The 23,666-nt window shown below is 62.0% G+C and carries 25 protein-coding genes; 13 read left to right on the plus strand and 12 right to left on the minus strand.

From position 1 onward, the window contains the following. Positions 1 to 204: 204 nt before the first annotated feature. Entirely contained in the window at positions 205 to 3,135 is a 2,931-nt protein-coding gene (locus tag NKH52_RS27330; protein ID WP_352735472.1) for a ribonuclease E/G, read from the plus strand. A 171-nt stretch (positions 3,136 to 3,306) separates the two neighbouring features. Here NKH52_RS27330 and NKH52_RS27335 read toward each other — a convergent pair whose 3' ends face one another. Together NKH52_RS27335 and NKH52_RS27340 are read right to left on the minus strand one after the other, a co-directional pair. After that, the gene (locus NKH52_RS27335) at positions 3,307 to 4,290 is read right to left on the minus strand and encodes a glutaminase (RefSeq protein WP_352629440.1); all 984 of its coding nucleotides are present in this window, start codon (positions 4,288 to 4,290) and stop codon (positions 3,307 to 3,309) included. A 4-nt stretch (positions 4,291 to 4,294) separates the two neighbouring features. Further along, a complete protein-coding gene (locus NKH52_RS27340) occupies positions 4,295 to 5,443 on the minus strand; it encodes a pyridoxal phosphate-dependent aminotransferase (RefSeq protein WP_352735473.1) in 1,149 nt (382 codons plus the stop codon). 145 nt (positions 5,444 to 5,588) lie between these two features. On the opposite strand from NKH52_RS27340, the gene NKH52_RS27345 reads away from it, so the two are divergent. The 6 genes from NKH52_RS27345 (at position 5,589) to aat (ending at position 10,901) form a co-directional block, all read left to right on the plus strand. Beyond that, positions 5,589 to 6,983: a M48 family metalloprotease gene (locus tag NKH52_RS27345; protein WP_352735474.1), complete on the plus strand. Its 1,395-nt coding sequence runs from the start codon at positions 5,589 to 5,591 to the stop codon at positions 6,981 to 6,983. A gap of 61 nt (positions 6,984 to 7,044) precedes the next feature. Beyond that, a complete protein-coding gene (locus tag NKH52_RS27350) occupies positions 7,045 to 7,848 on the plus strand; it encodes a DsbA family protein (RefSeq protein WP_128304043.1) in 804 nt (267 codons plus the stop codon). Positions 7,849 to 7,997: 149 nt separating this feature from the next. Beyond that, positions 7,998 to 8,432 carry a type II 3-dehydroquinate dehydratase gene (gene aroQ, locus NKH52_RS27355; protein WP_013531359.1) on the plus strand — a complete coding sequence of 145 codons (435 nt, stop codon included), beginning with the start codon at positions 7,998 to 8,000 and terminating at the stop codon, positions 8,430 to 8,432. A gap of 26 nt (positions 8,433 to 8,458) precedes the next feature. Beyond that, positions 8,459 to 8,917, plus strand: a complete 459-nt coding sequence (gene accB / locus NKH52_RS27360; protein WP_127269234.1) for an acetyl-CoA carboxylase biotin carboxyl carrier protein — start codon at positions 8,459 to 8,461, stop codon at positions 8,915 to 8,917. A gap of 10 nt (positions 8,918 to 8,927) precedes the next feature. Next, positions 8,928 to 10,271: an acetyl-CoA carboxylase biotin carboxylase subunit gene (accC, locus tag NKH52_RS27365; protein ID WP_127269233.1), complete on the plus strand. Its 1,344-nt coding sequence runs from the start codon at positions 8,928 to 8,930 to the stop codon at positions 10,269 to 10,271. 12 nt (positions 10,272 to 10,283) lie between these two features. Further along, a complete protein-coding gene (gene aat / locus NKH52_RS27370; protein WP_127269232.1) occupies positions 10,284 to 10,901 on the plus strand; it encodes a leucyl/phenylalanyl-tRNA--protein transferase in 618 nt (205 codons plus the stop codon). A 28-nt stretch (positions 10,902 to 10,929) separates the two neighbouring features. Here the strand turns inward: aat and NKH52_RS27375 are convergent, their stop codons facing one another. From NKH52_RS27375 to NKH52_RS27385, 3 genes are all read right to left on the minus strand, one after another. After that, a complete protein-coding gene (locus NKH52_RS27375) occupies positions 10,930 to 11,316 on the minus strand; it encodes a hypothetical protein (RefSeq protein ID WP_352735475.1) in 387 nt (128 codons plus the stop codon). Between the two features lie 75 nt (positions 11,317 to 11,391). Beyond that, on the minus strand, positions 11,392 to 11,982 hold the full coding sequence (locus NKH52_RS27380) for a DUF2155 domain-containing protein (protein ID WP_352609658.1): 591 nt from the start codon (positions 11,980 to 11,982) through the stop codon (positions 11,392 to 11,394). A gap of 123 nt (positions 11,983 to 12,105) precedes the next feature. Further along, entirely contained in the window at positions 12,106 to 12,504 is a 399-nt protein-coding gene (locus tag NKH52_RS27385; protein WP_013531353.1) for an NADH:ubiquinone oxidoreductase subunit NDUFA12, read from the minus strand. Between the two features lie 229 nt (positions 12,505 to 12,733). Between NKH52_RS27385 and panB the strand changes: the two genes are divergently transcribed. Further along, positions 12,734 to 13,576 carry a 3-methyl-2-oxobutanoate hydroxymethyltransferase gene (gene panB, locus NKH52_RS27390; RefSeq protein ID WP_352735476.1) on the plus strand — a complete coding sequence of 281 codons (843 nt, stop codon included), beginning with the start codon at positions 12,734 to 12,736 and terminating at the stop codon, positions 13,574 to 13,576. Further along, complete coding sequence (gene panC / locus NKH52_RS27395) at positions 13,573 to 14,424, plus strand: pantoate--beta-alanine ligase (RefSeq protein ID WP_352735477.1); 852 nt, start codon at positions 13,573 to 13,575, stop codon at positions 14,422 to 14,424. Before panB ends, panC begins: the two co-directional genes overlap by 4 nt. A gap of 139 nt (positions 14,425 to 14,563) precedes the next feature. Here panC and NKH52_RS27400 read toward each other — a convergent pair whose 3' ends face one another. The 5 genes from NKH52_RS27400 to NKH52_RS27420 form a co-directional block, all read right to left on the minus strand. Further along, positions 14,564 to 14,908: a VanZ family protein gene (locus NKH52_RS27400; protein ID WP_352735478.1), complete on the minus strand. Its 345-nt coding sequence runs from the start codon at positions 14,906 to 14,908 to the stop codon at positions 14,564 to 14,566. Positions 14,909 to 14,987: 79 nt separating this feature from the next. Continuing rightward, positions 14,988 to 15,476, minus strand: a complete 489-nt coding sequence (locus NKH52_RS27405) for a GNAT family N-acetyltransferase (protein WP_352735479.1) — start codon at positions 15,474 to 15,476, stop codon at positions 14,988 to 14,990. A gap of 4 nt (positions 15,477 to 15,480) precedes the next feature. After that, the gene (gene gatB, locus NKH52_RS27410) at positions 15,481 to 16,980 is read right to left on the minus strand and encodes an Asp-tRNA(Asn)/Glu-tRNA(Gln) amidotransferase subunit GatB (protein WP_352735480.1); all 1,500 of its coding nucleotides are present in this window, start codon (positions 16,978 to 16,980) and stop codon (positions 15,481 to 15,483) included. 182 nt (positions 16,981 to 17,162) lie between these two features. After that, complete coding sequence (locus NKH52_RS27415; RefSeq protein ID WP_023812142.1) at positions 17,163 to 17,594, minus strand: CBS domain-containing protein; 432 nt, start codon at positions 17,592 to 17,594, stop codon at positions 17,163 to 17,165. Positions 17,595 to 17,681: 87 nt separating this feature from the next. Then, positions 17,682 to 18,440, minus strand: a complete 759-nt coding sequence (locus NKH52_RS27420; RefSeq protein WP_352735481.1) for a rhomboid family intramembrane serine protease — start codon at positions 18,438 to 18,440, stop codon at positions 17,682 to 17,684. A gap of 389 nt (positions 18,441 to 18,829) precedes the next feature. Between NKH52_RS27420 and NKH52_RS27425 the strand changes: the two genes are divergently transcribed. The 3 genes from NKH52_RS27425 (at position 18,830) to NKH52_RS27435 (ending at position 21,135) form a co-directional block, all read left to right on the plus strand. Next, on the plus strand, positions 18,830 to 19,462 hold the full coding sequence (locus NKH52_RS27425) for a PAS domain-containing protein (RefSeq protein WP_027039196.1): 633 nt from the start codon (positions 18,830 to 18,832) through the stop codon (positions 19,460 to 19,462). Positions 19,463 to 19,639: 177 nt separating this feature from the next. Continuing rightward, positions 19,640 to 20,257 (plus strand): PilZ domain-containing protein, encoded by a 618-nt coding sequence (locus tag NKH52_RS27430; protein ID WP_013531341.1) that lies wholly within the window; start codon positions 19,640 to 19,642, stop codon positions 20,255 to 20,257. Between the two features lie 269 nt (positions 20,258 to 20,526). Beyond that, positions 20,527 to 21,135, plus strand: a complete 609-nt coding sequence (locus NKH52_RS27435; protein WP_352735482.1) for a transglutaminase-like cysteine peptidase — start codon at positions 20,527 to 20,529, stop codon at positions 21,133 to 21,135. A 339-nt stretch (positions 21,136 to 21,474) separates the two neighbouring features. Here NKH52_RS27435 and NKH52_RS27440 read toward each other — a convergent pair whose 3' ends face one another. After that, positions 21,475 to 21,927, minus strand: coding sequence for a hypothetical protein (locus NKH52_RS27440; protein ID WP_352735483.1), 453 nt, complete (start codon positions 21,925 to 21,927; stop codon positions 21,475 to 21,477). Positions 21,928 to 22,526: 599 nt separating this feature from the next. On the opposite strand from NKH52_RS27440, the gene NKH52_RS27445 reads away from it, so the two are divergent. Then, positions 22,527 to 23,087 (plus strand): ankyrin repeat domain-containing protein, encoded by a 561-nt coding sequence (locus NKH52_RS27445; protein ID WP_352735484.1) that lies wholly within the window; start codon positions 22,527 to 22,529, stop codon positions 23,085 to 23,087. Between the two features lie 44 nt (positions 23,088 to 23,131). Here NKH52_RS27445 and NKH52_RS27450 read toward each other — a convergent pair whose 3' ends face one another. Beyond that, the gene (locus tag NKH52_RS27450; RefSeq protein ID WP_352735485.1) at positions 23,132 to 23,659 is read right to left on the minus strand and encodes a gamma carbonic anhydrase family protein; all 528 of its coding nucleotides are present in this window, start codon (positions 23,657 to 23,659) and stop codon (positions 23,132 to 23,134) included. Between the last annotated feature and the right edge of the window lie 7 nt (positions 23,660 to 23,666).

Here is a 23,666-nt window from a genome sequence, read left to right on the forward strand (position 1 = left end):
AGGTTCTGTTGGTGACGATGGCTTCAAGCGCAATCATGGAAAGGTCCGCATCAAACCGCGCCATTATGGCTGCGGGCGGCACCGCCATGGCGCTCAAGCGGCGGCCGACGGACGTTCAAATATCCGGCACCCACATTCCAGACACGCAGCAGCAGGCTTTGCCTCGCAAGCTGCGGCTGACGGCTGCCGGGGGGAAACGAAATAATGCCCAACAAAATGCTGATAGACGCCTCCCACCCGGAGGAAACACGCGTTGTCGTCGTACGCGGTAACCGTATTGAAGAATTCGACTTTGAATCCCAGGACAAGAAGCAGCTCAAAGGAAACATCTACCTAGCCCGCGTAACGCGCGTAGAGCCCTCCCTTCAGGCAGCCTTTGTCGAATATGGCGGCAACCGTCACGGTTTTCTCGCCTTCAGTGAAATTCACCCCGATTACTACCAGATTCCGGTCGCCGATCGTCAGGCACTGCTGCGCGCGGAAGCGCAGGAGGCCGAGGACGAGGAGAACGAGGACGGCGACGGCGATGACCGTCAGAGCCGCGATCGCGGACGGCGCGGCCGCCGGCGCGGCGGAAAGCCCCGTGACCGGGGTGAGCACAAGCGCGATGCAGCCGATTCCGGCGAGGCAAACGACGCTGCCGACGAGGCGGAAGAAGGCACCGACGCTGGTTTCGAAGAGATCTCGCACACGTCCGAGATCATCGAACATGCGGCCGATACGTCCGAACAAGCCGATGCGTCCGAACATGGCGAGGATTCCGCCGAGCAGGATGAAGGCGAAACCCGCGAAGGCGGCCCGACGTCGATCGCCGCCTCGGTCGAGGCCGATGTGATTTCCGAAGCCGTTCCGCAGGCCGAACAAGGCAGCGAAGCGACCTCCGGCGACAATGATCGCGGCATGCTGGAAGAAGTGCAGTCCTCGCATCCGGACGATCACGAGGTCGAATCGGTCGGCGCCGAGGACGCGCTGGAAGAAGTGCGCAACCGCCGCAAGCCGGTGCGCCGCCAGTACAAGATCCAGGAAGTGATCAAGCGCCGGCAGATCCTCTTGGTGCAGGTCGTCAAGGAAGAGCGCGGCAACAAGGGTGCGGCACTGACCACCTACCTGTCGCTGGCCGGCCGTTATTCGGTTCTGATGCCGAACACGGCGCGTGGCGGCGGCATTTCGCGCAAGATCACCAGCGCGGTCGACCGCAAGCGCCTGAAGGAGGTCGTTGCCGATCTCGAAGTGCCGCAGGGCATGGGCGTGATCCTGCGCACCGCCGGCGAGAGCCGCACCAAGGCGGAAATCAAGCGCGATTACGAATATCTGATGCGGCTTTGGGAAAATGTCCGCAATCTCACCTTGCAGTCCACGGCCCCTGCCCTGGTCTACGAGGAAGGCAGCCTGATCAAGCGCTCGGTGCGCGACCTCTACAACAAGGATATCGACGAGATTCTTGTCTCCGGCGAGGAAGGCTATCGCGAGGCCAAGGACTTCATGCGCATGCTGATGCCGAGCCACGCCAAGGTGGTTCAGCCGTTCCGCGACACGACGCCGATCTTTGTGCGCAACGGCATCGAGGCACAGTTAGACCGCATGCTGCAGCCGCAGGTGACGCTGAAGAGCGGCGGCTACATCATCATCAACCAGACCGAGGCGCTGGTTGCCATCGATGTCAATTCGGGCCGCTCCACCAAGGAGCACTCGATCGAGGACACCGCGCTCCACACCAATCTGGAAGCGGCCGAGGAAGTCGCGCGTCAGCTCAGGCTGCGCGATCTCGCCGGCCTGATCGTCATCGACTTCATCGACATGGAGGAGAATCGCAACAACCGCTCTGTCGAGAAGCGGCTGAAGGATCACCTCAAGAACGATCGCGCGCGCATTCAGGTCGGCCGTATCTCGCATTTCGGCCTGATGGAGATGTCACGCCAGCGCATCCGCGCCAGCGTGCTGGAATCGACCATGAAGCCCTGCCCGCATTGCGGCGGCACGGGCCATGTGCGGTCCGATTCGTCGGTCGCGCTGATGGTGGTGCGGGCGATCGAGGAATTCCTGCTCAAGGATTCGCGCAGCCACATCACGGTACGGACGCCGGCGGCGACCGCACTCTACGTGCTCAACCACAAGCGCGGCACGCTGGTCGAACTCGAAAGCCGCTTCGGGCTGACGATCACCGTCGAGGCCGACGATTCGGTCGGTGCGCAGCACTATGCGATCTTCCGCGGCGCGCTGGCTGAAAAGCCGGAAGGCTTTGTCGAGGCGCGCAGCTTCCCAGCCTATGTCGAGCCGGAAGAGCCCGAGGACGAGATTGTCGTCGTCGAGGAAGACGACGAGGCGCCGGTCCAGACCGAACAGCCACGCCAGCAGCCGCAGCAACAACCCCGACCTGCCGCCGCCGGTGGCGAAGAAGGCGAAGGCCGCGACCGCAAGCGCCGCAAGCGTCGGCGTCGGCGCGGCGGCAAGGATCGCGATCGCGAACATGGCGCCCCTGCGGACGGTGCTTCCGTCTCGGCTCCGGCCGGCGAGTTTTCGGACCCAGACTCGGCCGCCAGCGACGGCGACACGGAAACGGACGACAACGCCCCTGTTGGTGTTGCCGAAACGTCCGAGACAGTTGAGGCTTCGGACGAAGGCCAAGGCAAAAAGCGCCGGCGCGGCAAGCGCGGCGGCAAGCGCAACCGCCGCGAAGACGGTGAAGGCGAGGCCGAGGCAAGTGCTGGCGAAGCAGCCGACGCGTCCGAAGTTGAAGTCTCCGCAATCGAGGCCAGCGGGCCGGTGATAGCTGCACCGGCCGAAGAGCCGGTGGCGCTTGCTCCGGCCAATGACGACGCGCCGAGCACGGAGAAGCCGAAGAAGCCACGTCGTGCCGCCAAGCCGAAGAAGGCCGCGGCCGAAATCGTCGCCGAAGAGCCGGCTGCCGAGGCGGAAGCACCGGTCGAGACGCCGGCCACGGCGTCCGACGAGGCAGCGGCTGTCGAGAAGGCGCCGAAGGCCCGCCCGTCGCGGCGCAAGCCGGCGGCGGTGAATGCGCCGGTCGAGCCCGTGGTGTCTTCGACCGTAGCGGAAGAACCCGCGGCCAAGGCTGAGGACAAGACCGAGGACAAGCCGAAACGCGGCGGATGGTGGCAGCGGAAGGGCTTTTTCTAAGCCTTTCAGCCATTTGAGCTAGTTCTCTGACAAAAAAATCCCGCGCCGTCTCGAAGACGGTGCGGGATTTTCTTATCTGGCGTTATGCCGGATCGCGAAAGGCTAAAACGCGTCTTTGATTCCAAGCATGTCGTTGTCCCAAAACCGCTGCGCACTTTTGGGCGACATGCATCACGGCGCGAAGATCGACCAGTTCATCATCCTGGCCAGCTTTTCCAGCGCGATCGACCCCAGCTTGGAATTGCCGTTGGCATTGAGGCCCGGCGACCAGACGGCAAGCGACGCCACGCCCGGCACGATGCCCAATATGCCGCCGCCGACGCCGCTCTTGCCGGGGATGCCGACGCGGAAAGCGAAATCGCCTGAGCCGTCATAATGGCCACAGGTCAGCATCATGGCGCCGATGCGGCGTGCCCGCTCGGCCGATACCACGGAATGCCCGGTCGCAGGGTTCTTGCCGCCATTGGCGAGGAAACGGCCTGCGAGCGCCAGCTGCCGGCAGCTCATGGCGATGGCGCAGTGGTGGAAGTAGACGCCCAGCGCCAGTTCCGGCGCGTGGTGGAGATTGCCGAAGGATTTCATATAGTTGGCGAGTGCGAAGTTGCGGTAGCCGGTGGCCCGTTCGGATGCTGCGACCTCGCGGTCGATGATAACAGTCTCGTCGTCGGCCAGGAACTGGATGAAGCGCAGGATCTCGCCGATCGCCTCGCGCGGCTGGTGGCCGGCAAGCAGGATGTCGGAAATGACGATGGCGCCGGCATTGATGAACGGATTGCGCGGAATGCCGTTCTCATGCTCGAGCTGCACGATCGAGTTGAACGGATTGCCTGACGGTTCGCGGCCGACCCGCTGCCACAGCGCGTCGCCGACATTGCCGAGCGCCAATGTCAGGGTGAACACTTTCGAGATGCTCTGGATGGAAAAGGCCTGGTCGGCGTCCCCGGCCGTCAGCACGCGGCCGTCATTAGTGACCGCTGCGATGCCGAATTTCTTCGGATCGACCTTGCCCAACTGCGGAATGTAGGAAGCGACATCACCACGATCGGTGCGATCGGCCATTTCGGCGGCGACTTCGGCCAAGGCCTGGTCAAGTTTGGGGGCCTGATCAAGTTTGGAGGCCTGATCAAGTCTGAGGGGCTGTTCGAGTTCCGGCATGGTGCTACCTCAACCAGCGTTCGATGCGCGCCATTGCCTCGACCATGTCGTCGTGGCTGCCGGCATAGGAAAACCGCATCGTCCGGTGCCCCGCCTGGGTGTCGAAGTCGCGGCCGGGCGTCGCCGCGACATGCGCCTCGGCCAGCATCTTTCGCGCGAAGGCCATGCTGTCGTTGGTATGCCGGGTGACGTCACAGAAGGCATAAAAGGCGCCGTCCATGGGCGCCGCCAGCGGAAAGCCGAGTTCCGGCAGGCGTTTCATCAAGAGTTCGCGATTCCAGGCATAGCGACCCTTGACCGCTTCCAGTTCCTCGGTCGCCCTGAACGCTTCGATCGCGGCAACCTGCGACAGCTCCGGCGGCGAGATGTAGAGGCTCTGGGCGACGCGCTCGACCGGCCGCACCAGTTCTTGCGGCAGCACCATCCAGCCGATGCGCCAGCCCGTCATGCAGTAATATTTGGAGAAGGAGTTGATCACCGTCACGTCGCCGCCATAGGCCAGCGCCGTGGTGTCGGGGGCGGCATAGGCCAGCCGGTGATAGATTTCGTCGGAGATGACGGCGATGCCGAGGTCTTGCGCCGTCCTCACCAGAACCGCCAGTTCATCGGCCGGTATGACCGCGCCGGTTGGATTGGCGGGGCTGGCGAAGAGAACGCCTTTCAGCGGCTTTTCACGATGCGCGGTCTCGAGATGGCCGGCATGCAGGTAGGCGGCGTCGCCGAGCTCGATCTCGACCACCTCGATGCCGAGTGCGGCCATGATGTTGCGATAGGCAGGATAGCCGGGTGCCGCGATGGCGACCCGGTCGCCCCCATCGAACATCGCCAGGAAGGCAAGGTTGAAGGCGGCCGACGATCCAGTGGTCACCGCGATCCGGCTGGGCTCGATATCAAGCCCGTAGTGATCGGCGTAGTGTCCGGCGATCGCCTTGCGCAAACCTGCCAGTCCCAGCGCGTCGGTGTAGCCGATGCGCCCATCCTGCAGCGCCTTGGCGGCTGCGGCGCGAACCAGAACCGGTGCGGGATCGGAGGGTTGTCCGACGGCCATCGAAACAACCGGCACGCCCTGGGACTTCAGCCGGTTCGCCTCTGCCAGAATGTCCATCGCATGGAAGGGCTCGACTTTGCCACGGCGTGAGAGCGAAACGACCATTTAACCAGTATTCCCGATGACTGACGGCGCCAGGCACTGGCGCATGTGCCGCACAAATGCCCGATTGATGTGAGGATCACAAGTTGAGGAAGTTTCCGGCGCCGACTTTTCATCTTTCGCCCGCTCGTCTACCAGTGGAGCCATCATGTTGAGCCGACCCAGATCGACGATTGCCCAGGCAGCGCGCGTCTTCGCAACGCTTTCGCTTGGCGTTGCCGTTGCAATGGCGAGCTCGGTCAGTGCCTTCGCCCAGAACGTGCCGGTGGTGCGCGACGCCGAGATCGAGGCGCTGGTGCGCGATTACGCGCGGCCGATCTTCAGGGCGGCCGGCCTGGCGAATGACGGCATCGACATCGTGCTGGTCAACGACCAGAGTTTCAACGCCTTCGTCACCGGGCGCCGGCTGTTCATCAACACCGGCGCGCTGATGACGGCTGAAACGCCCAACGAGATCATCGGCGTCATCGCGCACGAAGCCGGCCATATCGCCGGCGGCCACCAGCAGAAGCTGCGCGACCAGCTCGAACGAGCCAAGACGATGGCCGTCATCGCGACATTGCTTGGCGCCGGCGCCATTGTCGCCGGTGCCACAACCAGCAGCCGCGGTCTCGCCGGCGCTGGCATGGGCGTGGCCGCTGGCGGCGGCGAGATGGCACAGCGCAGCATCCTGGCCTATCAGCGCACCGAGGAGATGACGGCCGACCGCTCGGCGATCACCTATCTCAACGCCACCGGCCAGTCCGGCATGGGCATGCTGAAGACATTCCGCCGCTTCCAGACCGCACTTTCGCTTTCGGGCGCCCAGGTCGATCCGTATCGGATCAGCCATCCGATGCCCCAGGACCGAATCGCCAATCTCGAAGTGCTGGTGAAACAGGACCCCAATGTCGATAGGCCGGACCCGCCCGCGCTGCAGCAGCGCCATGACATGATGCGGGTGAAGATCGCCGTCTACATGGAAGGCCAGGCGGCCGCGTCGCGGCTGATGCGAAAGATGCAAGGAACCCTCGCCGCGCAGTACGGCGACGCCCAGTCGACCTACCTGTTCGGCAACATCGCCGCCGCTCTCGCCAAGACCAATGCACTGATCAAAGCGCAGCCGAAAAATGCCTACTTCCAGGAACTGCGCGGCGACATCCTGATGAAAGCAAACAAACCAAAGGAAGCTGCGGACGCTTACGCCAAGGCGGTCAGCCTCGATTCGGCTCGGTCCGGTCTGCTGCCGGTGTCCGTGGGTCAGGCGCTGATGGCCGTCGGCACGCCCGACTCCCTCAAAAAAGCCGTCGTGCAGATCAACAATGGCCTCGGTCGCGACAAGGAAAATTCAGCCGGATATCGCTATCTGGCACAGGCCTATGGCGAGTTGGGCGACATACCCGGCGCTGAACTTGCCACCGCCGAAAGCCATTTCTATTCCGGCAGCTACAAGGATGCGAAGATTTTCGCCATGCGGGCGCAACAGCAGATGAAACGCGGCGAGCCGCGCTGGCTTCGCGCCCAGGATATCATAAACTACAGGCCGTCAACCAAGATCAAGTGAACCTTCCGGTCGCGCGCCACGACATAGCCAGACCGGAAAACAGGTAGAAGGAACAGGAACGATGAAAAAGGCACTGCTGCTGGGCACCACGGGGGTTGCGGTCGCCCTGGCCATGCTGGCTTTCGGATTCGTTGCCGGAAACCCGCAGATCGCCAAGGCCGGTACCGCGCAGCCGGTCGAGACGGCGGCGGCCGATACCAAGATCGACCGCACCGAGGTCGAAGGCATCATCCGCGACTATTTGTTGAAAAACCCGGAAGTCCTCCTGGAGGTCCAGGATGCGCTTGAGGCCAAGCAGAAGGAAGAGCAGCGCATCGCTCATCTCGGCGTGATCAAGGATGCCAAGGACCAGATCTTCAACTCCGCCTTCGACGGCGTCGTCGGCAATCCCAACGGCAAGGTCACCATCGTCGAGTTCTACGACTACAATTGCGGCTTCTGCAAACGCGCCATCGACGACATGCAGGCGCTGACCAAGACCGATCCGGACCTGCGTTTCGTGCTCAAGGAATTCCCCATCCTCGGACCGGATTCGCAGAAGGCGAGCGTGGTCTCGATGGCCTTCCACCTGATGCACCCGGAAAAGTACGGCGAGTTCCACAATGCGTTGCTCGGCGGCCAGGGGCGCGCCACCGAGGCGGCGGCCATGAAGGTCGCGCTATCGCTCGGTGCCGACGAAGCGGCGCTGCGCGAGAAGATGAAGGACCCGACAATCAACGAGGCCCTCGCCAAGACCTACGATCTTGCCAACAAGCTGGCGATCACCGGAACGCCGTCCTATGTCGTCGGCAACGAGGTGGTGTTCGGGGCGCTCGGGCAGGAAGTGCTGGCTGAAAAGATCGAGGCGGCGAAAGCCGCGCTCTGATCTTGCTCGCCAGCTATTTCTCACGGGCACATTTCCGCCTGTTGTGGACAGTGAAAGAACGCACTTGCGCTCTTTCCGCGGGCGGCTATGCCCATTATAGAGGGCCCAGCGCGCCGGCTTGATGACGGCGCCGGGAAAGGTCGGCTTTTTTGAAAACGGTTTTCGTCCTGAACGGTCCCAATCTCAACGCGCTCGGCAAGCGTGAGCCGGGCATCTATGGCGGCAAGACGCTTGCCGCGATCGCCGACGACTGCAAGCAGGCAGGCACGGCGCTGGGGTTCGAGATCGATTTCCGCCAGTCGAACCATGAGGGCGACCTTGTCGACTGGATTCAGGAAGCCGGCGACAAGGCTGTCGGCATCGTCATCAATCCGGGCGCCTACAGCCACACCTCGATTGCCATCCACGACGCCATCCGCGCCGTCGCACCGCTGCCGGTGGCCGAAGTTCATCTTTCCAACATCCATGCGCGGGAACCATTCCGCCACGTCTCCATGGTCGCGCCGGTCGCCGTCGGCATGATCTGTGGCTTTGGGCCGCTCGGCTATACGTTGGCGCTACAGGCGCTGGCTGCACGCCTATGACCGGCCAACAAACAGAAGGCTCGAAAATGTCGATAAAGAAGACCGGTGTTGACCAGCAACTGATCCGCGATCTGGCGGGCATACTGAACGACACCAACCTCACCGAGATCGAGGTTGAACTGGGCGACCTGAAGGTGCGCGTCTCGAGGCAGGCGCCGGCCGTTCATGCGATCGCGGCGCCGCAGCAGGCCTATGCGCCGGCAGCAGCGCAAGCTGCCTCCGCAGCTCTGCCCGTTGTGGCAGATATTTCCAAGAACGCAGTCACCTCGCCGATGGTCGGCACGGCCTACCTGGCGCCGTCGCCGGACGCCAAGGCATTCATCGAAGTCGGCCAGAAGGTCAAGGAAGGCCAGACGCTGCTGATCATCGAAGCAATGAAGACGATGAACCAGATCCCCTCGCCACGCGCCGGCACGGTGACCGCGATCCTTTTCGAGGATTCGCAGCCGGTCGAATATGGCATGCCGCTCGTCGTGATCGAGTAGAGCGGGCCTGATGTTTCAGAAGATCCTCATCGCCAATCGCGGCGAAATCGCCCTCCGGGTGCTGCGCGCCTGCAAGGAACTCGGCATCCAGACGGTGGTGGTGCATTCGACCGCCGATGCCGACGCCATGCATGTGCGGCTCGCGGACGAGAGCGTCTGCATCGGTCCGCCGCCATCGCGCGACAGCTATCTCAACATCCATCAGATCGTTGCGGCCTGCGAAATCACCGGCGCCGACGCCGTGCATCCGGGCTACGGCTTCCTGTCGGAGAACGCCAAGTTCGCCGACATACTGGCCGCGCACAACATCACCTTCATCGGTCCGTCCGGCGACCATATCCGCATCATGGGCGACAAGATCGAGGCCAAGCGAACCGCCAAGCGCCTCGGCATTCCGGTTGTGCCCGGTTCGGACGGCGCCGTCACCGACCAGAAGGAAGCCAGACGCATTGCCGCCGAGATCGGCTATCCCGTGATCATCAAGGCATCGGCCGGCGGTGGCGGGCGCGGCATGAAGGTCGCCCTTACCGAGGCTGATCTCGAGATCGCCCTGCAGACGGCAAGCACGGAAGCCGGTGCGGCCTTCGGCGACGATGCCGTCTACATCGAAAAATACCTGGAAAAGCCGCGCCATATCGAAGTCCAGGTGTTTGGTGACGGCTTTGGCCGCGGCGTGCATTTCGGCGAGCGCGACTGTTCCTTGCAGCGCCGCCACCAGAAGGTCTGGGAAGAGGCGCCCTCTCCCGCCCTCAATGCCGAAGAGCGCGCCCGCATCGGCGGCATCTGCGCCAAGGCGATCGCCGACCTCGGCTATTCCGGCGCCGGCACCATCGAATTCCTCTACGAGAATGGCGAGTTCTATTTCATCGAGATGAACACGCGCCTGCAGGTCGAGCATCCGGTGACGGAAGCGATCACCGGCATCGACCTTGTGCACGAGCAGATCCGCGTCGCCTCCGGCGGCGGCCTCTCGGTGAAGCAAGAGGACATCAAGTTCAACGGCCACGCCATCGAATGCCGCATCAACGCCGAGGACCCGCGCACCTTCACCCCCTCGCCGGGCACGATCACCCATTTCCACACACCGGGCGGCCTCGGCATCCGTGTCGATTCCGGCGTCTATTCCGGCTACAAGATCCCGCCCTACTATGACAGTCTGATCGGCAAGCTGATCGTGCATGGGCGTAACCGCGTCGAGTGCATGATGCGCCTGCGCCGCGCCCTGGACGAGTTCGTCGTCGACGGCATCAAGACGACGTTGCCGCTGTTTCGCGATCTCGTCGGCAATGCCGACATTGCCAATGGCGATTATGACATCCACTGGCTGGAAAAATACCTGGCCAAGGAAGACTAGCGCGGAGACGCGATGACCCGCCCCTACGCGCCCGGCTATCGCATCCCCACCGACCTTCTGCTCAAGGCCTACGCCTCGGGCGTCTTCCCGATGGCCGAAAGTGCCGGCGACCCGGAGGTGTTCTGGGTGCGGCCGGAGACGCGCGGCATCATTCCGCTCGATGGTTTTCACGCGCCGAAAAGCCTCAGGAAAACGATCAGGAAGAACCCCTTCGACATCCGTTTCGATTTCGATTTCGAAGCGACCATCGACGGCTGCGCCGAAAAGCGCGTGGAACGGCGCTCGACCTGGATAAATGCGCCGATCCGCGAAGCCTATGTCGAGTTGCATCGGATAGGCCATTGTCATTCGGTCGAGGCGTGGCGCGAGGACCGGCTGGTCGGTGGCCTCTATGGCGTGTCGCTCGGCCGGGTGTTTTTTGGCGAAAGCATGTTCGCCAGGGAGACGGACGCCTCCAAGACCTGCCTCTTCTATCTCGTCGAGCGCTTGAAGGCGCGCGGCTTCGCTCTACTTGATACGCAGTTCACCACCGAGCACCTCAAGCGCTTCGGCGCGGTCGACGTGCCGCGCGGCAAATATGAAAAGATGCTCGCCGACGCGCTGAAGGGCGAGGCCGTATTCTATCCCTGACGCCCAATTCTATCCCTGAAGATTGAGCCTACTTCCCAGTGGCGGCTTCCAATGGCGTCTGCGAATGGAACATCATCTTCCAGCCGTTGACGCGATGGACATAGCCGGTGCTGACCAGCGCGGCGTAAGGTTCGCCGTTCTCGCGTGTCGCATGTGCCTCGTAGGTCAGCATGATGATGTCGCTGCCCGGCTCGATAATACCCTTGAGGTCGATTTTCAGGTCGCGCCAGCGGTTGGGCTTGGTTGCGGTCTTGGCGAGATCCGCATTGTCCATCGCCTGTGCCACCTGCGGAAACGCCACCAGGCATTCGGTGTCGGCGTTGGCCGCATAGTAGGCCGCGTCGCCCGTCCAGAATCCCTTTTCGAGTTCCAGCAACTCTGCCTTGCCGGCCGTGATCCGCTTGCTGTCTGACATCGGAAGATCCTCCCTGCGCATAAATGCGCGCTCATCCGTGCCCCAACGTATGGTGGCCAGGACGGTTCCGGGGGATCAGTTGGTGTCGGTGGTATCGGGTTCCGAAGCGTCCGGCTCCGTCACGCCAGGCTCTGTCACGTCCGGAGCAGTCGCGGCTTTCGGTTTGGCCGCGGCGGGCTTGGGCGCCTCGGCTTTGGTCGAGTCTGCCTTGGCGCCATCGGGCGCCGGCACATCCGACTTCTGCTTGCAAGCCTTCAGCCAGACGTCATAGACGGCATGCTCGACGGCATTGAGGCCGGGGCTTTCGGCAAACATCCAGCCGGTGAAGATGCGGCGGATCTTGCGGTCCAGCGTGATCTCGTCGACCTCGACGAAGGAATCGGTCTTCGGCTCTTCGGTCTGCGGCCGTGAATAGCAGACGCGCGGCGTCACCTGCAAAGCACCGAACTGCACCGTCTCGTCGATATAGACATCGAAGGTGATGATGCGGCCGGTGATCTTGTCGATACCGGCAAACTCGGCAACGGCATTGGTAACCCGGTCCGCTCCTGCGGGCGGCGCCGGCGCGGGTGCCGCGGGCTCAGGCGAAGCGGCGAAGGCCACGGTGCTGACGGCAAGACCGGCGGCTAGCGCCAGACTGGCCGATATTGAGTAAGAAAAGCTCATGCAAAGATACCGGTGGTTCGCGCCCGGGTGATTCTGTCGATCGCCAAGGCTAGTCGCCGTTTTCTGATCAGCAAGCAGCTAAACACCAATTGTGGCGATAAAGGACCGGCTTGCACCCTGTCGCTACGACCCGGGTGTCCAGGCATCGTAGTCGCCGGTGACCTGCGGGCGATGCTGATTGGTCAGCACCGAGCCCTTCGGGCGATAGGCCGCCGGGCTGCCGGTCAGATTGGGCTGATGCGGCTTCTGCCAGTCGCGCGGCTTGTAGTCCTCGCTGGACGGCGCGACGTCGACGCGGTGGTGCATCCAGCCGTGCCAGCCGGGCGGTATCGCCGAAGCTTCCGAATAATTGCGGTAGATGACCCAGCGGCGCGTGCGGCCTTCCGAATCGATGCCGCCTTCGTAGTAGAAATTGCCGGTCTCGTCCTGGCCGACCTTCTTGCCATACCGCCACGTGTGCAGGCGGGTTCCTATCGTCTGGCTGTTCCACCAGGTGAAAAACTGCGTAAGGAAAGTCTTCATTTCAAAACCCTCGCGCCAGCAGCGCCCGTTTTCCTGCTTATGGCGTCAGGCCTTCGGGAAGGCAAGGGTTTTGCCACCGGGAGTGCGCAAATGGCTCGCCGGAAACCCGACACAAGCCTGTGATCTTTCCGGGCGACAGGATGGGCGCTTGCCAAGCCTATGCGGTCTTTCTAAAGCTCTGCGCGCCATGCGGGGTATCCAACCCGGCTGCAGGCCGAAGAGGTGACGATTGGCCACGGAATTGCCGACCACCGATATCCGCATCAGCACCGAAGCGATTCGCCACCGCAAGGGCGGCACGCCGATCGTTTGCCTGACTGCCTACACCTACCCCGTCGCCCGTCTGCTCGACGACCATGTCGACCTGCTTCTGGTCGGCGACAGTGTCGCCATGGTCCTGCATGGCCACAAGACGACGCTGGGCGCCTCGCTGGAGATGATGATCGCACATGGGCAGGCCGTGATGCGCGGCTCGGCCAGGGCCTGCGTCGTCGTCGACCTGCCGGCCGGCAGCTATGAGGCAACGGCAGCGCAAGCCGTCGCCTCGGCGCGGCGGGTCGTCGACGAAACCGGCTGCCAGGCGGTGAAGCTCGAAGGCGGCCTCGACATGATCAGCCAGATCGAGGCCATCGTCGCCGCCGGCATTCCGGTCATGGGACATATTGGCCTGCAGCCGCAATCGGTCGAGAAGGACGGCGGCTACAAGATCAAGGGCCGCACCGAGGAGGCTGTTGCGGCATTGCTTCGCGATGCGCTCGCCGTCGAGAATGCCGGCGCTTTCTCGGTGGTCATCGAAGGCACGGTCGAGAGGGTCGCCGCCGATATCAGCCGCCGCATCGCCATTCCAACCATCGGCATCGGCGCCAGCGGCGACTGCGACGGCCAGATCCTGGTCATCGACGACATGGTCGGGCTGACCGTCGATCGCGTGCCGAAATTCGTCAAGGAATACGCGGACCTGCGCAGCGTGATCTCGCATGCCGCAAGCAGCTATGCAGCAGAAGTGCGAAACCGGACATTCCCCGGCCCCGGCCATGTCTTTTCGGCGACAAACAACAGGGATGACGCATGAGCCAACCCGTCGTCGTCGACAGCGTTGCCGCACTTCGCGCGCAAGTCCAGGACTGGCGGCGCGACGGTCTCCGTGTCGCCATGGTGCCGACCATGGGCGCTTTGCATGACGGACACATCTCGCTGGTCAGGATCGCGCTTGAAAGAGCCGATCGCTGCGTCGTGTCGATCTTCGTCAACCCGACGCAGTTCGCGCCGACCGAAGACCTCGACAAGTACCCGCGCCAACTCGCCCGCGATCTCGACCGGCTCGGCGCGGCAAAGGCCGACCTTGCCTTCACACCGACTGTTGGCGAGATGTATCCCGCCGGCTTCGCCACGAAAATCTCGGTCGGCGGTCCCTCCGCCGGGCTCGAATCGGACTTTCGGCCGACCTTTTTCGAAGGCGTCGCCACCGTCGTGGCAAAACTCCTGCTGCAGTCAACGCCCGACTGTGCGGTCTTCGGCGAGAAGGACTACCAGCAGCTTTGCGTCGTCAGACAGCTCTGCGGCGATCTCGACCTGCCCGTCGAGATCATCGGCGCGCCAACGATACGCGACGCCCATGGTCTCGCCATGTCGTCACGCAACGCCTATCTCGATGAGGCCGAATTGAAGATCGCCCGCCAGCTCAACGTGATATTGCGCAATACGGCTGCGGCCTTGGCGGCAGGCGCAGACCGGAACGACGCAACCGAAGAGGCCAGCCGCGCCCTCCTCGCCGCCGGCTTTCAAAAAGTCGACTATGTCCAGGCACGCGAAAGCCTGACGCTTGCGCCATGGCGTCGAAACCGCGAAGGGCGTCTTCTGGCGGCAGCATGGCTCGGCAAGACCAGGCTGATCGACAATGTGGGGGTTCCCGCTGCCTAGGGCAATTCCAGGAAAAGTGTGAAACGGTTTTCCGTCCGGAATTGCGTGAAAACAAGGAGTTAGAGCCTGTCTCCGTTTCCGTGAAACGGTGAAATGCTCTAGCGAAGGCTCGATCCTCGGCGGCAGATTGCTGCCGCGCCTAGCTCTCGCTCTTTTGTCCGCCGGCCCTGACGATCAGGTGTCCCGCGACGATCCCAACCACCCCGGCAAGGGCTTTCACCAATGCATCGATGAGGCGTGCATGGCGACCCGGATCAATGAGCTGAAGCAGTTCCAGCATGCCGGCGGTCACAGCCACAAAGATCACGACCTGATACAGTCGGTTGGGGAAGCCGACCGCCAGGGCGAAGCCCAGCAAGACATAAGCCAAGGCACGCTCGACATTCGCTTCGGCGATGTGCGGCCGCATCTGGATCGGCGACAAGGTCGCGAAAATGATGATGGCGAGCAGCGCCAGCGCTGTAATGCGGGACAGTTTGGTCATGCCCTTGCATATCCGTCGTGAGCCGGCACAGCAAACGCCGCGATGACGCATGGCTTGATCGCTCTATTCATCCGGTGGTCTATCCCAGCGACTTCGCGAAACTCAGCGTCGTCGGTCTTGAGGTATCACGGGGCTCCTCCGCGGCACTGACAGGCAAGAACCCTTTTGACCGATAGAAGGCGATGGCACCGGCATTGGCTTCCTCGACCTCGACGCGCAGCGTTCGCGCTTCCGGGAAACTGGCTTCGACCTCGTCGAGCAGTGCTTGCCCGATCCCCCGCCGCTGGCAGTCCGGATGGACGTAGAGCTGGTTCAACAGGATGATTTTCGCATCGGCGGTGGCGGCGGCGAAAGCCATGCCGCCGATCCGCTTGCCGTCATCGGCCACCAGGAATTCCGAGTTGGGCCGCGTCAGCCGCGAGCGGAGCGAAGCGATCGAGTGCCATTCGTCGGTGATCTCGGTGACTTTGGCAGCGCCATAAATGGTGTCATAGGTCGCATGCCAGGTTTCCACCAGCAGCGTCCGCACAGCGGCAAGGTCGCGTTCACCTGCGGTGCGGACGAACACGGCGCTACTCGATGCCCAGCTTGGCCTTGACGAGGTCGTTGACGGCTTGCGGGTTGGCCTTGCCGCCGGTCGCCTTCATTACTTGGCCGACGAACCAGCCGGCCATGCTCGGCTTGGCGCGCGCCTGTTCGACCTTGTCAGGGTTGGCGGCGATAACGTCGTCGACGGCCTTCTCGATGGCGCCGGTGTCGGTGACCTGCTTCATGCCACGGCTCTCGACCAGTTGGCGCGGGTCGCCGCCCTCGTTCCAGACGATCTCGAACAGGTCCTTGGCGATCTTGCCGGAGATGGTGCCATCCCTGATCAGGTCGATGACCGCCCCGAGCTGGTCGGGCGAAACCGGAGCATTTTCAATGTCCTTGCCCGCCTTGTTCAGTTGTCCTAGCAAATCGTTGATGACCCAGTTCGCGGCAAGCTTGCCGTCGCGGCCGGCGGCCACCTTCTCGAAATAGTCGGCGATCGGCTTTTCCGAAACCAGGATCGAGGCGTCATAGACGGACAGGCCGAGCGACGCGATCAGCCGCGCCTTCTTGTCGTCCGGCAGTTCCGGCAATTCCTTGGCCAGCGCATCGACATAGGCCTGGTCGAATTCCAGCGGCAAAAGGTCGGGATCGGGGAAGTAGCGGTAATCATGCGCCTCTTCCTTGGAGCGCATCGAGCGCGTCTCGCCCTTGACGGCGTCGAACAGCCGCGTCTCCTGATCGATCTTGCCGCCATCCTCGAGGATGGCGATCTGCCTGCGCGCCTCGTAGTCGATGGCCTGGCCGATGAAGCGGATCGAGTTGACGTTCTTGATCTCGCAACGCGTGCCGAACTCGCCGCCCGGCTTGCGCACCGAAACATTGACGTCGGCGCGCATCGAACCTTCGTCCATGTTGCCGTCGCAGGTGCCGAGATAGCGTACAATGGTGCGCAGCTTGGTGACATAAGCCTTGGCTTCGTCGGCCGAGCGCATGTCCGGCTTGGAGACGATCTCCATCAGCGCCACGCCGGAGCGGTTGAGATCGACATAGGACATGGTCGCATGCTGGTCGTGCATCGACTTGCCGGCATCCTGCTCCAGATGCAGCCGCTCGATGCCGACCTCGATGTCCTCGAATTCGCCCTGGCGGTCCGGGCCGACCGAAACGATGACCGTGCCCTCGCCGACGATCGGCTGCTTGAACTGCGAGATCTGGTAGCCCTGCGGCAGGTCGGGATAAAAGTAGTTCTTCCGATCGAAGACCGACTTGTGGTTGATCTGCGCCTTCAGCCCCAGGCCGGTACGGATCGCCTGCTTGACGCATTCCTCGTTGATGACCGGCAGCATGCCCGGCATCGCCGCATCGACCAGGCTGACATTGGCGTTAGGCGGCGCGCCGAAGGCCGTCGAGGCGCCCGAAAACAGCTTTGCTTCCGAAGTGACCTGCGCATGGACCTCGAGGCCGATGATGATCTCCCAGTCGCCGGTTGCGCCGGGGATCAGGCGTTTTGCGTCAGGAGTACGGGTGTCGATAAGGGACATGGCGGCCTGCGAATTGCGGTGACTGATTTCACGTTTGAACGTGAATTTCACGTCGAACGTGAAGTCATTCGCTAGTGCAAACCGCCAAAAGAGACAAGCGTAAAGCCGCGAACTGGCGTTTTCCGCCTTCTCGGCGGCAAGTTCCGCCGGTCGGTTCTCCGGCCGGCGGTTCGCCTCACCGCTCAGGCGGTGGCGATGTAGGCCCTGATCTCGTCGGCCTCGCGCTCGACATCCTCGATGCGACGCTTGACCACGTCGCCGATGGACACGATGCCATCGAGCATGCCGTCCTTTTCCACCGGGAGATGGCGGAAACGGCCTCGGGTCATGATCTCCATCACCTCGTTGACGGTGTGGTTCTCGTTGCAGATCTTCACCTTCGGCGTCATTGCCGAGCGCACGGCGATATCCAGCGCGGCTCCACCTTCGCGGGCGACAACCCGGACGATGTCGCGCTCTGACAGGATGCCAACGATCTTGCGATCGCCATTGGTGATGACCAGCGCACCGATCTTGTGCTCTGCCAGGATGCGGATGGCTTCGCTCAGCTTTTCGTTCGGCCCGAGCGTCAACACGTCATGGCCTTTTCTCTCGAGAATTGCCTTCACCGTCATGGCGTCCTCCTCTGCTTTGCCTGCCGGTTCCTGCCCTGACCGGCCTTCACGTAAGAGTGAACATCGTGCGCCGTGATCGGTTGCATTTCAAGTGCGGTGGTCGGTCGTCTCCCACTCGGGCGCCTGCCATCGCCGGTCGAACCAGCGCAGGCCGAAGAAGCCGGCGACAAAGCCGCCAATATGGGCCTCCCAGGCGATCTGGCCGTCTGCCCCCGGGACAAAACCGAGCAGGCCGGTGGCGAGATTGATGACCATCCACACGGCGAGGAAGATCACGACACCGCGCAAGCGCAATACGAATGCGATCGGCAGCACAGGGCCGGCGAAGGCGGCCTTGCCGGCCGAACGGTCGGTGCGGAAGCCAAAACGCGCCGCAGCCCCCATCATGCCTGATATCGCACCGGAAGCCCCGACCAGCGGCGCCTCACCATAAGGATGGATTGCCCAGAAAAGCGCGACCGAAGCCAACCCGGTTGCGGCAAAGAAAAGCGCGAACCACAGCGTTCCCAGACGGTTTGCCAATGGTGAACCAAACGCGGCGAGCCACACCATGTTGATGGCGATATGGGCAAAGCCGCCATGCATGAAGGCGTAGGTGAAGGGCCGCGAAAACAGGAACCAGTCGAAGCCGTATTGCCCGGTGTAGAGAACGGGGATGAAGGCCCCGTCATACAGCAATGTCATCTGCTGGGATTGGCTCAACACATATTGCTGCAACAGATAGACGGCGACGCAGATGCCGATCACCGCCAGCACGACGGGCGGCAGGTTGAACACCGGCTCGCGCCGGGGCTCGGGCGCACCCTCGACCGGGTCGTCTTCCGGGGGAGTTACCGGCTCGCTCATCTGAAATTGCACTCACTGCGGGATTCGGGGTTCGAGCATCTAGATCACCGCGGACCGAACCGCAAACCGCGAATCGCCGCGGCGCGAATCAAAAAAGAAGCCGTTCAAGGTTTCCCCTGAACGGCTGGTCGAGCCCCCTGCTCCCCTAAAACTCTGACTGAAGTGCTGCCGATCGTCGCGAAACGACCGCTTCTGGAGTGGTTTTTGTGTGCCACGGGGCTCGCTTCGACGCAACGTAAACCACTTGTTAACCTTAACGACCCCGACCCGTGAACAAGTGTTAACGACGCTGGCACGCTTCCTGCTCCGCAACGCATGTAGGTCATCGGAGGGCGCCCTTCTGTTCACCGATGGGACATCAGACGACAGATCGCGCGGAGCAGCATAGTATGAACCAGAATGGATCGATCACGCTGTTCCAATATTGGAACCGCCTGCGTGATGGACGCCCTGCCCCGAAGCGTTCGGAGGTCGAACCCGCCGACATCAAGTCGCTGCTGGCCGACACCTTTATCCTGGAACGTGACACGCGCGGACAGGCCGTGTTCCGGCTGGCCGGCACAAGGCTTTGCGCCTGCTACGGCCGCGAGCTCAAGGGGTTTTCCTTTCCATCGCTGTGGCGCGAGAAGGACCAGCGGCTCGTCTCGCGCCTGATCCATGGCGTCTTCGAGCAGAAATCGGTCGTGCTCATCAGCTATGAGGGTTTTAGCCGCAACGGGCGCTCCAACAAGTTCGAACTGCTTGCCCTGCCGCTGGACGGCGGCGTCGAAAACCCGCGCTGCCTGGGCGTCATCAGCGCCGTGGAGAAACCCTTCTGGCTGGGTGCCGATCCGATCACCGATGCGTTGATCGATTCGATCCGCGTCATCGATCCGGAGAAGGAGCTTCTCAACAACCGTCCGGCCATCGATGTTCCCTCGCTCGCTCCCGATGAACTTGGAGCACCCGAGACGATCTCGGCGCTCGGCCGGGCGCGCCGCATCCGCCATCTCGTCGTCTTCGATGGCGGGCGCGAGGAATAGTCCGTTTGCGGCCTGATGCACGTCGCCCAAAACTGCGCGGCTGTTTTGGCATAACGGCCTGCAAAAAGGAAAACCCCGGAGCGCCCGCTTTTCCCCTTTGTTAACCCGCCTTGTTGTACTTCTCTGATGAAGTTCCTCGCATCGGCGCGCGGGATGCCAAACGGGGTGTAGGCAGTCATGAGGTCAGCGGCGGTCGACTATGCGCCGTCCCAAGCTGAAAGGCGTAACTTTCAGCGCGTCCGGGTCAAAATCTACGGACGCTTCATGCTGGAAGACCGCACCGAACACCCCTGCCAGGTCGTCGACATGTCACCGGGCAACGTCGCGTTTCGCACCGACCGAATCGGCATGCCCGGCGAAAAAATCATCGCCTACATCGATCATATCGGCCGCATCGAAGGTGTCGTCACACGCACCTTGCAGGACGGTTTCGCGATGACCGTCATCGCGTCGGATCGCAAGAAGGATAAGCTGGCCGCGCAATTGACCTGGCTCGCCAACAAGCATGAACTCGACCTGCCGGAAGATCGCCGCCACGAGCGCGTCGCACCGCGCAATCCGACCAGCGTGCTGCAGCTCACCGACGGCCGCCAGTACCAGTGCCGCATCATCGACCTTTCGCTCTCCGGCGCCGCGGTCGAGATCGACGTCAAACCGGCAATCGGCATCCAGGTCATGCTTGGCACCATGCGCGGGCAGGTCGTGCGTCATTTCGAGGACGGCGTCGCCATCGAATTCGCTGTGATCCAGCGCCCCGAAACGCTCGATTCCGAATTCAACACACCACGCGCCTGAGCAGGCCCGACAGCAACACTCCAGGAACCGGCCCTTGCGGCCGGTTTTTTGTTTTCGACGCCATGACCGGCATGCTTAGGCCACTCTTGGCGGGGCTTGGAGCCCTCCGCACGCCGAGATTGGTGTCTCAAGATCCAAACGAATTAATACTAAAATGATTCAAATTTTACGTTTATTCTACTGGAGTTTTACTCAATATCTACTTCGAGCTTTTGCGTCAAATAAATCCACATGTGGCAATGTCTCCTTCGAACGGGGAGACTACAACAATGAAGAAAACGAGGGGCAAGCTGTTGCTGGTGGCAATGGCGATGCAGCTTTCCGCTTTGGGATCAGCATATGCCGCGGGACCGGCCTATATGCACACCGGCGGACGCACCACCCAGCCTGTTGGCCATTATGAGTTCTGCCAGCGCAGTCCTGGCGAATGCAGCGAAAGGACCCCGAAGGGTGCGCCGGTCGAACTGACCCGCAAACTGTGGGCGGCGATCGTCAACATCAACAATTCGGTCAACACCCGGATCAAGCCACGCACCGACATGGAAAACTACGGTGTCGAGGAATATTGGGCCTATCCGGCCAATGGCTATGGCGATTGCGAGGATTACGCGCTGGAAAAGCGCCGCGAGTTGATGGATGCGGGCGTGCCCGCCGGCAATCTGCTGATGACGGTGGCGCGCCAGCCGAATGGCGACGGCCACGCGGTGCTGACCGTGCGCACCAGCCTGGGCGAATTCATCCTCGACAATCTGGAGACCAAGGTCCTGTCCTGGACGGACACCGACTACACCTATCTCAAGCGCCAGTCGGACCAGAATTCCGGCGTTTGGGTGACGATCAACGACGGCCGCTCCGACGCGGTCGCCAGCGTCCGCTAGAACAGAGCTCAAGCGCGCCGCGTGAATGCGAGGCGCTTCAGGAGAAACCCGGTCGAGTCCCCACCCTCCCCGTCCCCAACGACCGGGTGAAAGGAGCCGGCCCCGTCCCCGGGCCGGCTCCGCCATTTCTGGCGGAGGCCTGAGGCAACTACTAAGCTTTGAACTGACCGCGAGGATCGTCTCGGGCGTCTGGCACCAGTTCATAACTCTCCAGATTTGCCATATCTAGAAAATACTTTGACTTTCGTCTTGGCGCTCCCCGAAGCCAATCAGCTAGTTCTGATTGCGTAACCGTTAGCCAATCTGGAAATTCGTCGGGGTCGCCGAACTCTCCTTCGATCAAACCGACCAAAGCGCTAATGTAGATGACACGACCAACACCGGAAAACTCGTAAATCTCAATCCCCCGCCTTGGAGGCGATCTTCAATCAACCGGTTCGCGATATCCAAAACGATCTTGTCGGCCGGATATCGGTCATCCACGAGAAGCCAATTTGCAATCTCCTGCCTTCGCTCGTTGTCGGTGGAACCGTGGAATGCACCAAGCCCCATGTTGCAGATGGTACAACACGGGACCAGCTTGCACCGGCCAAACCTCTCCCGTATTGCCTTCTTGGTTACCAATCCGCCGTCCGCGAACCGGTGGAGGACATATACTGGAGGTTGATGGTCAAATTTACCATCATTCGGCATCCCGCAATAGATACACTGATCGCCTGCGACGACTTCATAAACGCGCTCGAACCGCATTTCGGCTTCACGTCGGTTATACTTTTGCTTTACCCGACCCATGGGATTTTCCGCAATCCTTAGACCGCTCCGGCAACGGCGCGCCCTTCGCCGGGTTATCCAAGATCGACTTGATCTTCGCCAAGTTCTAAAATATCTCAAGTATGTGGAGACGTTCTAAAGTTCGTCTGGTAGCCGTTGTGGGTGGCCCGATGGGTGCTGTTCTTACGTTGGGCATCTACCACTAAATACTGCGGAGTGGCGCTCTACAGGGTGTCGTCTCGTGCGAGGGATATCCCTTCCGAATAAGGGGCAATCGCTTACCGGTTGCTGCACATCCGCTTCATGTTGATGAAGCAAAAGGATGTGTGAAATGTGCAAATCAAACAGACTGGCAAAACTTAGAACAGCGCAGGCAGAGAAGCAGAATTGGCGATGCTTCTACTGCGATTTTCCGATGTGGGATAGAGACCCGAGGCTGATGGCGGAGCGCCACCATCTCCCTGCCGGACTGTTAAACCGTCTCCGTTGCACGGTCCGAAGGCGGGTAGCGGCCAGGAAATGGCATCCGCTTGAGTGTCATCCCTTGTTAAAATGATATTTCAAATGGCTTTTGATCGCTGCAGTATGAGCGATCAAAAGCCACCCTCTGGATCACCGCGATGTTGGAAATCCCGGAAGATCGGTGCGAGCGTCATCGTCTGTTCAAGGCGATCGACGATGCCTTCAAGGCCGGCGATTTCGAAGGCCTCGGCGTAGCCCTGGGTGGCTCGCCCCGCTGGTTCGACGAGCGCATGCCGTTTGAGCTCGGCCTCGGGCATCCGCTGGAATATGCGATCTATTGGAGCCCCGTCGGTTTCATCTCGACCTTGCTGGATGCCGGCTCGGATCCGAATTACAGGGATCACGGCGGGTTTCCGTCGATCATTGCGGCGCTGTCCACTGATCGGGCCGACCGACTGGACATTGTGCGGATATTGATCGACGGCGGTGCCGATCCCAACATGCGGGGCGTGAACGATTGGACGCCGCTTCACTATTCGGTGGCAATCCGCAGTGCCGATGCGATCCGCCTGCTTTTGGCGGCGGGCGCCGACCCGGCACTCGAAACCCGCATCGATGACTACAGGACGGCCGTGGAAGAGGCCGAGATTGCCGGCTTTGAAGCCGGTGCTTCATTGCTGCGCGATGCGATAGCCGGGCGCAGCTCCAACGAACAGTGAGTTGGGGCGCGACGAACCCTCGCCGACAGGTGGCCAAACCGGCCTCAGACCTTCTTCAACCCCGCCTTGAAGCGCTTGCCGTTGCCGACATAGTGCGCCGCCGAGCCGCGCAACCTTGCCACGGCCGCGTCGTCCAGCACCCTGATCGCCTTGGCAGGTGAACCGACGATCAGCGAATTGTCCGGGAATTCCTTGCCTTCGGTGACCAGCGCGCCGGCACCGACCAGAGAATTTCTGCCGATTTTCGCGCCGTTCAACACGATGGCGCCCATGCCGATCAGGCTGTTGTCGCCGATTGTGCAGCCATGCAGCAAGGCGCGGTGGCCGATCGTGCAGCCTTCCCCGATCGTCAGCGGGAAGCCGGGATCGGTGTGCATGACGGTATGTTCCTGCACATTGGTGTCGGCGCCGATGACGATGGGCTCATTGTCGCCGCGGATGACGGCGCCGAACCAGAAGCCGGCATTGCGTCCGACCCTGACGTCGCCGATCAGCGTCGCATCGGGCGCGATCCAGTTCGAATCCGCATCGGCGAAGCTGGGCTCTGTTCCATCGATCGCATAAAGCGGCATTTCTGGT

It is taken from the genome of Mesorhizobium sp. M1066, from assembly GCF_040318635.1.
Taxonomy (GTDB): domain Bacteria; phylum Pseudomonadota; class Alphaproteobacteria; order Rhizobiales; family Rhizobiaceae; genus Mesorhizobium.

Coding starts and splice junctions, on each gene's coding strand:
- NKH52_RS27435 (WP_352735482.1), top strand. CDS start 20,527: ATGAAGAAAACGAGGGGCAAGCTGTTGCTGGTGGCAATGGCGATGCAG.
- NKH52_RS27380 (WP_352609658.1), bottom strand. CDS start 11,982: ATGAGCTTTTCTTACTCAATATCGGCCAGTCTGGCGCTAGCCGCCGGT.
- NKH52_RS27425 (WP_027039196.1), top strand. CDS start 18,830: ATGAACCAGAATGGATCGATCACGCTGTTCCAATATTGGAACCGCCTG.
- NKH52_RS27335 (WP_352629440.1), bottom strand. CDS start 4,290: ATGCCGGAACTCGAACAGCCCCTCAGACTTGATCAGGCCTCCAAACTT.
- NKH52_RS27330 (WP_352735472.1), top strand. CDS start 205: ATGCCCAACAAAATGCTGATAGACGCCTCCCACCCGGAGGAAACACGC.
- NKH52_RS27430 (WP_013531341.1), top strand. CDS start 19,640: ATGAGGTCAGCGGCGGTCGACTATGCGCCGTCCCAAGCTGAAAGGCGT.
- accB (WP_127269234.1), top strand. CDS start 8,459: ATGTCGATAAAGAAGACCGGTGTTGACCAGCAACTGATCCGCGATCTG.
- panC (WP_352735477.1), top strand. CDS start 13,573: ATGAGCCAACCCGTCGTCGTCGACAGCGTTGCCGCACTTCGCGCGCAA.
- NKH52_RS27440 (WP_352735483.1), bottom strand. CDS start 21,927: ATGGGTCGGGTAAAGCAAAAGTATAACCGACGTGAAGCCGAAATGCGG.
- NKH52_RS27415 (WP_023812142.1), bottom strand. CDS start 17,594: ATGACGGTGAAGGCAATTCTCGAGAGAAAAGGCCATGACGTGTTGACG.
- aat (WP_127269232.1), top strand. CDS start 10,284: ATGACCCGCCCCTACGCGCCCGGCTATCGCATCCCCACCGACCTTCTG.
- accC (WP_127269233.1), top strand. CDS start 8,928: ATGTTTCAGAAGATCCTCATCGCCAATCGCGGCGAAATCGCCCTCCGG.
- NKH52_RS27450 (WP_352735485.1), bottom strand. CDS start 23,659: ATGCCGCTTTATGCGATCGATGGAACAGAGCCCAGCTTCGCCGATGCG.
- NKH52_RS27400 (WP_352735478.1), bottom strand. CDS start 14,908: ATGACCAAACTGTCCCGCATTACAGCGCTGGCGCTGCTCGCCATCATC.
- NKH52_RS27375 (WP_352735475.1), bottom strand. CDS start 11,316: ATGTCAGACAGCAAGCGGATCACGGCCGGCAAGGCAGAGTTGCTGGAA.
- NKH52_RS27420 (WP_352735481.1), bottom strand. CDS start 18,440: ATGAGCGAGCCGGTAACTCCCCCGGAAGACGACCCGGTCGAGGGTGCG.
- NKH52_RS27345 (WP_352735474.1), top strand. CDS start 5,589: ATGTTGAGCCGACCCAGATCGACGATTGCCCAGGCAGCGCGCGTCTTC.
- NKH52_RS27350 (WP_128304043.1), top strand. CDS start 7,045: ATGAAAAAGGCACTGCTGCTGGGCACCACGGGGGTTGCGGTCGCCCTG.
- NKH52_RS27385 (WP_013531353.1), bottom strand. CDS start 12,504: ATGAAGACTTTCCTTACGCAGTTTTTCACCTGGTGGAACAGCCAGACG.
- gatB (WP_352735480.1), bottom strand. CDS start 16,980: ATGTCCCTTATCGACACCCGTACTCCTGACGCAAAACGCCTGATCCCC.
- NKH52_RS27445 (WP_352735484.1), top strand. CDS start 22,527: ATGTTGGAAATCCCGGAAGATCGGTGCGAGCGTCATCGTCTGTTCAAG.
- NKH52_RS27340 (WP_352735473.1), bottom strand. CDS start 5,443: ATGGTCGTTTCGCTCTCACGCCGTGGCAAAGTCGAGCCCTTCCATGCG.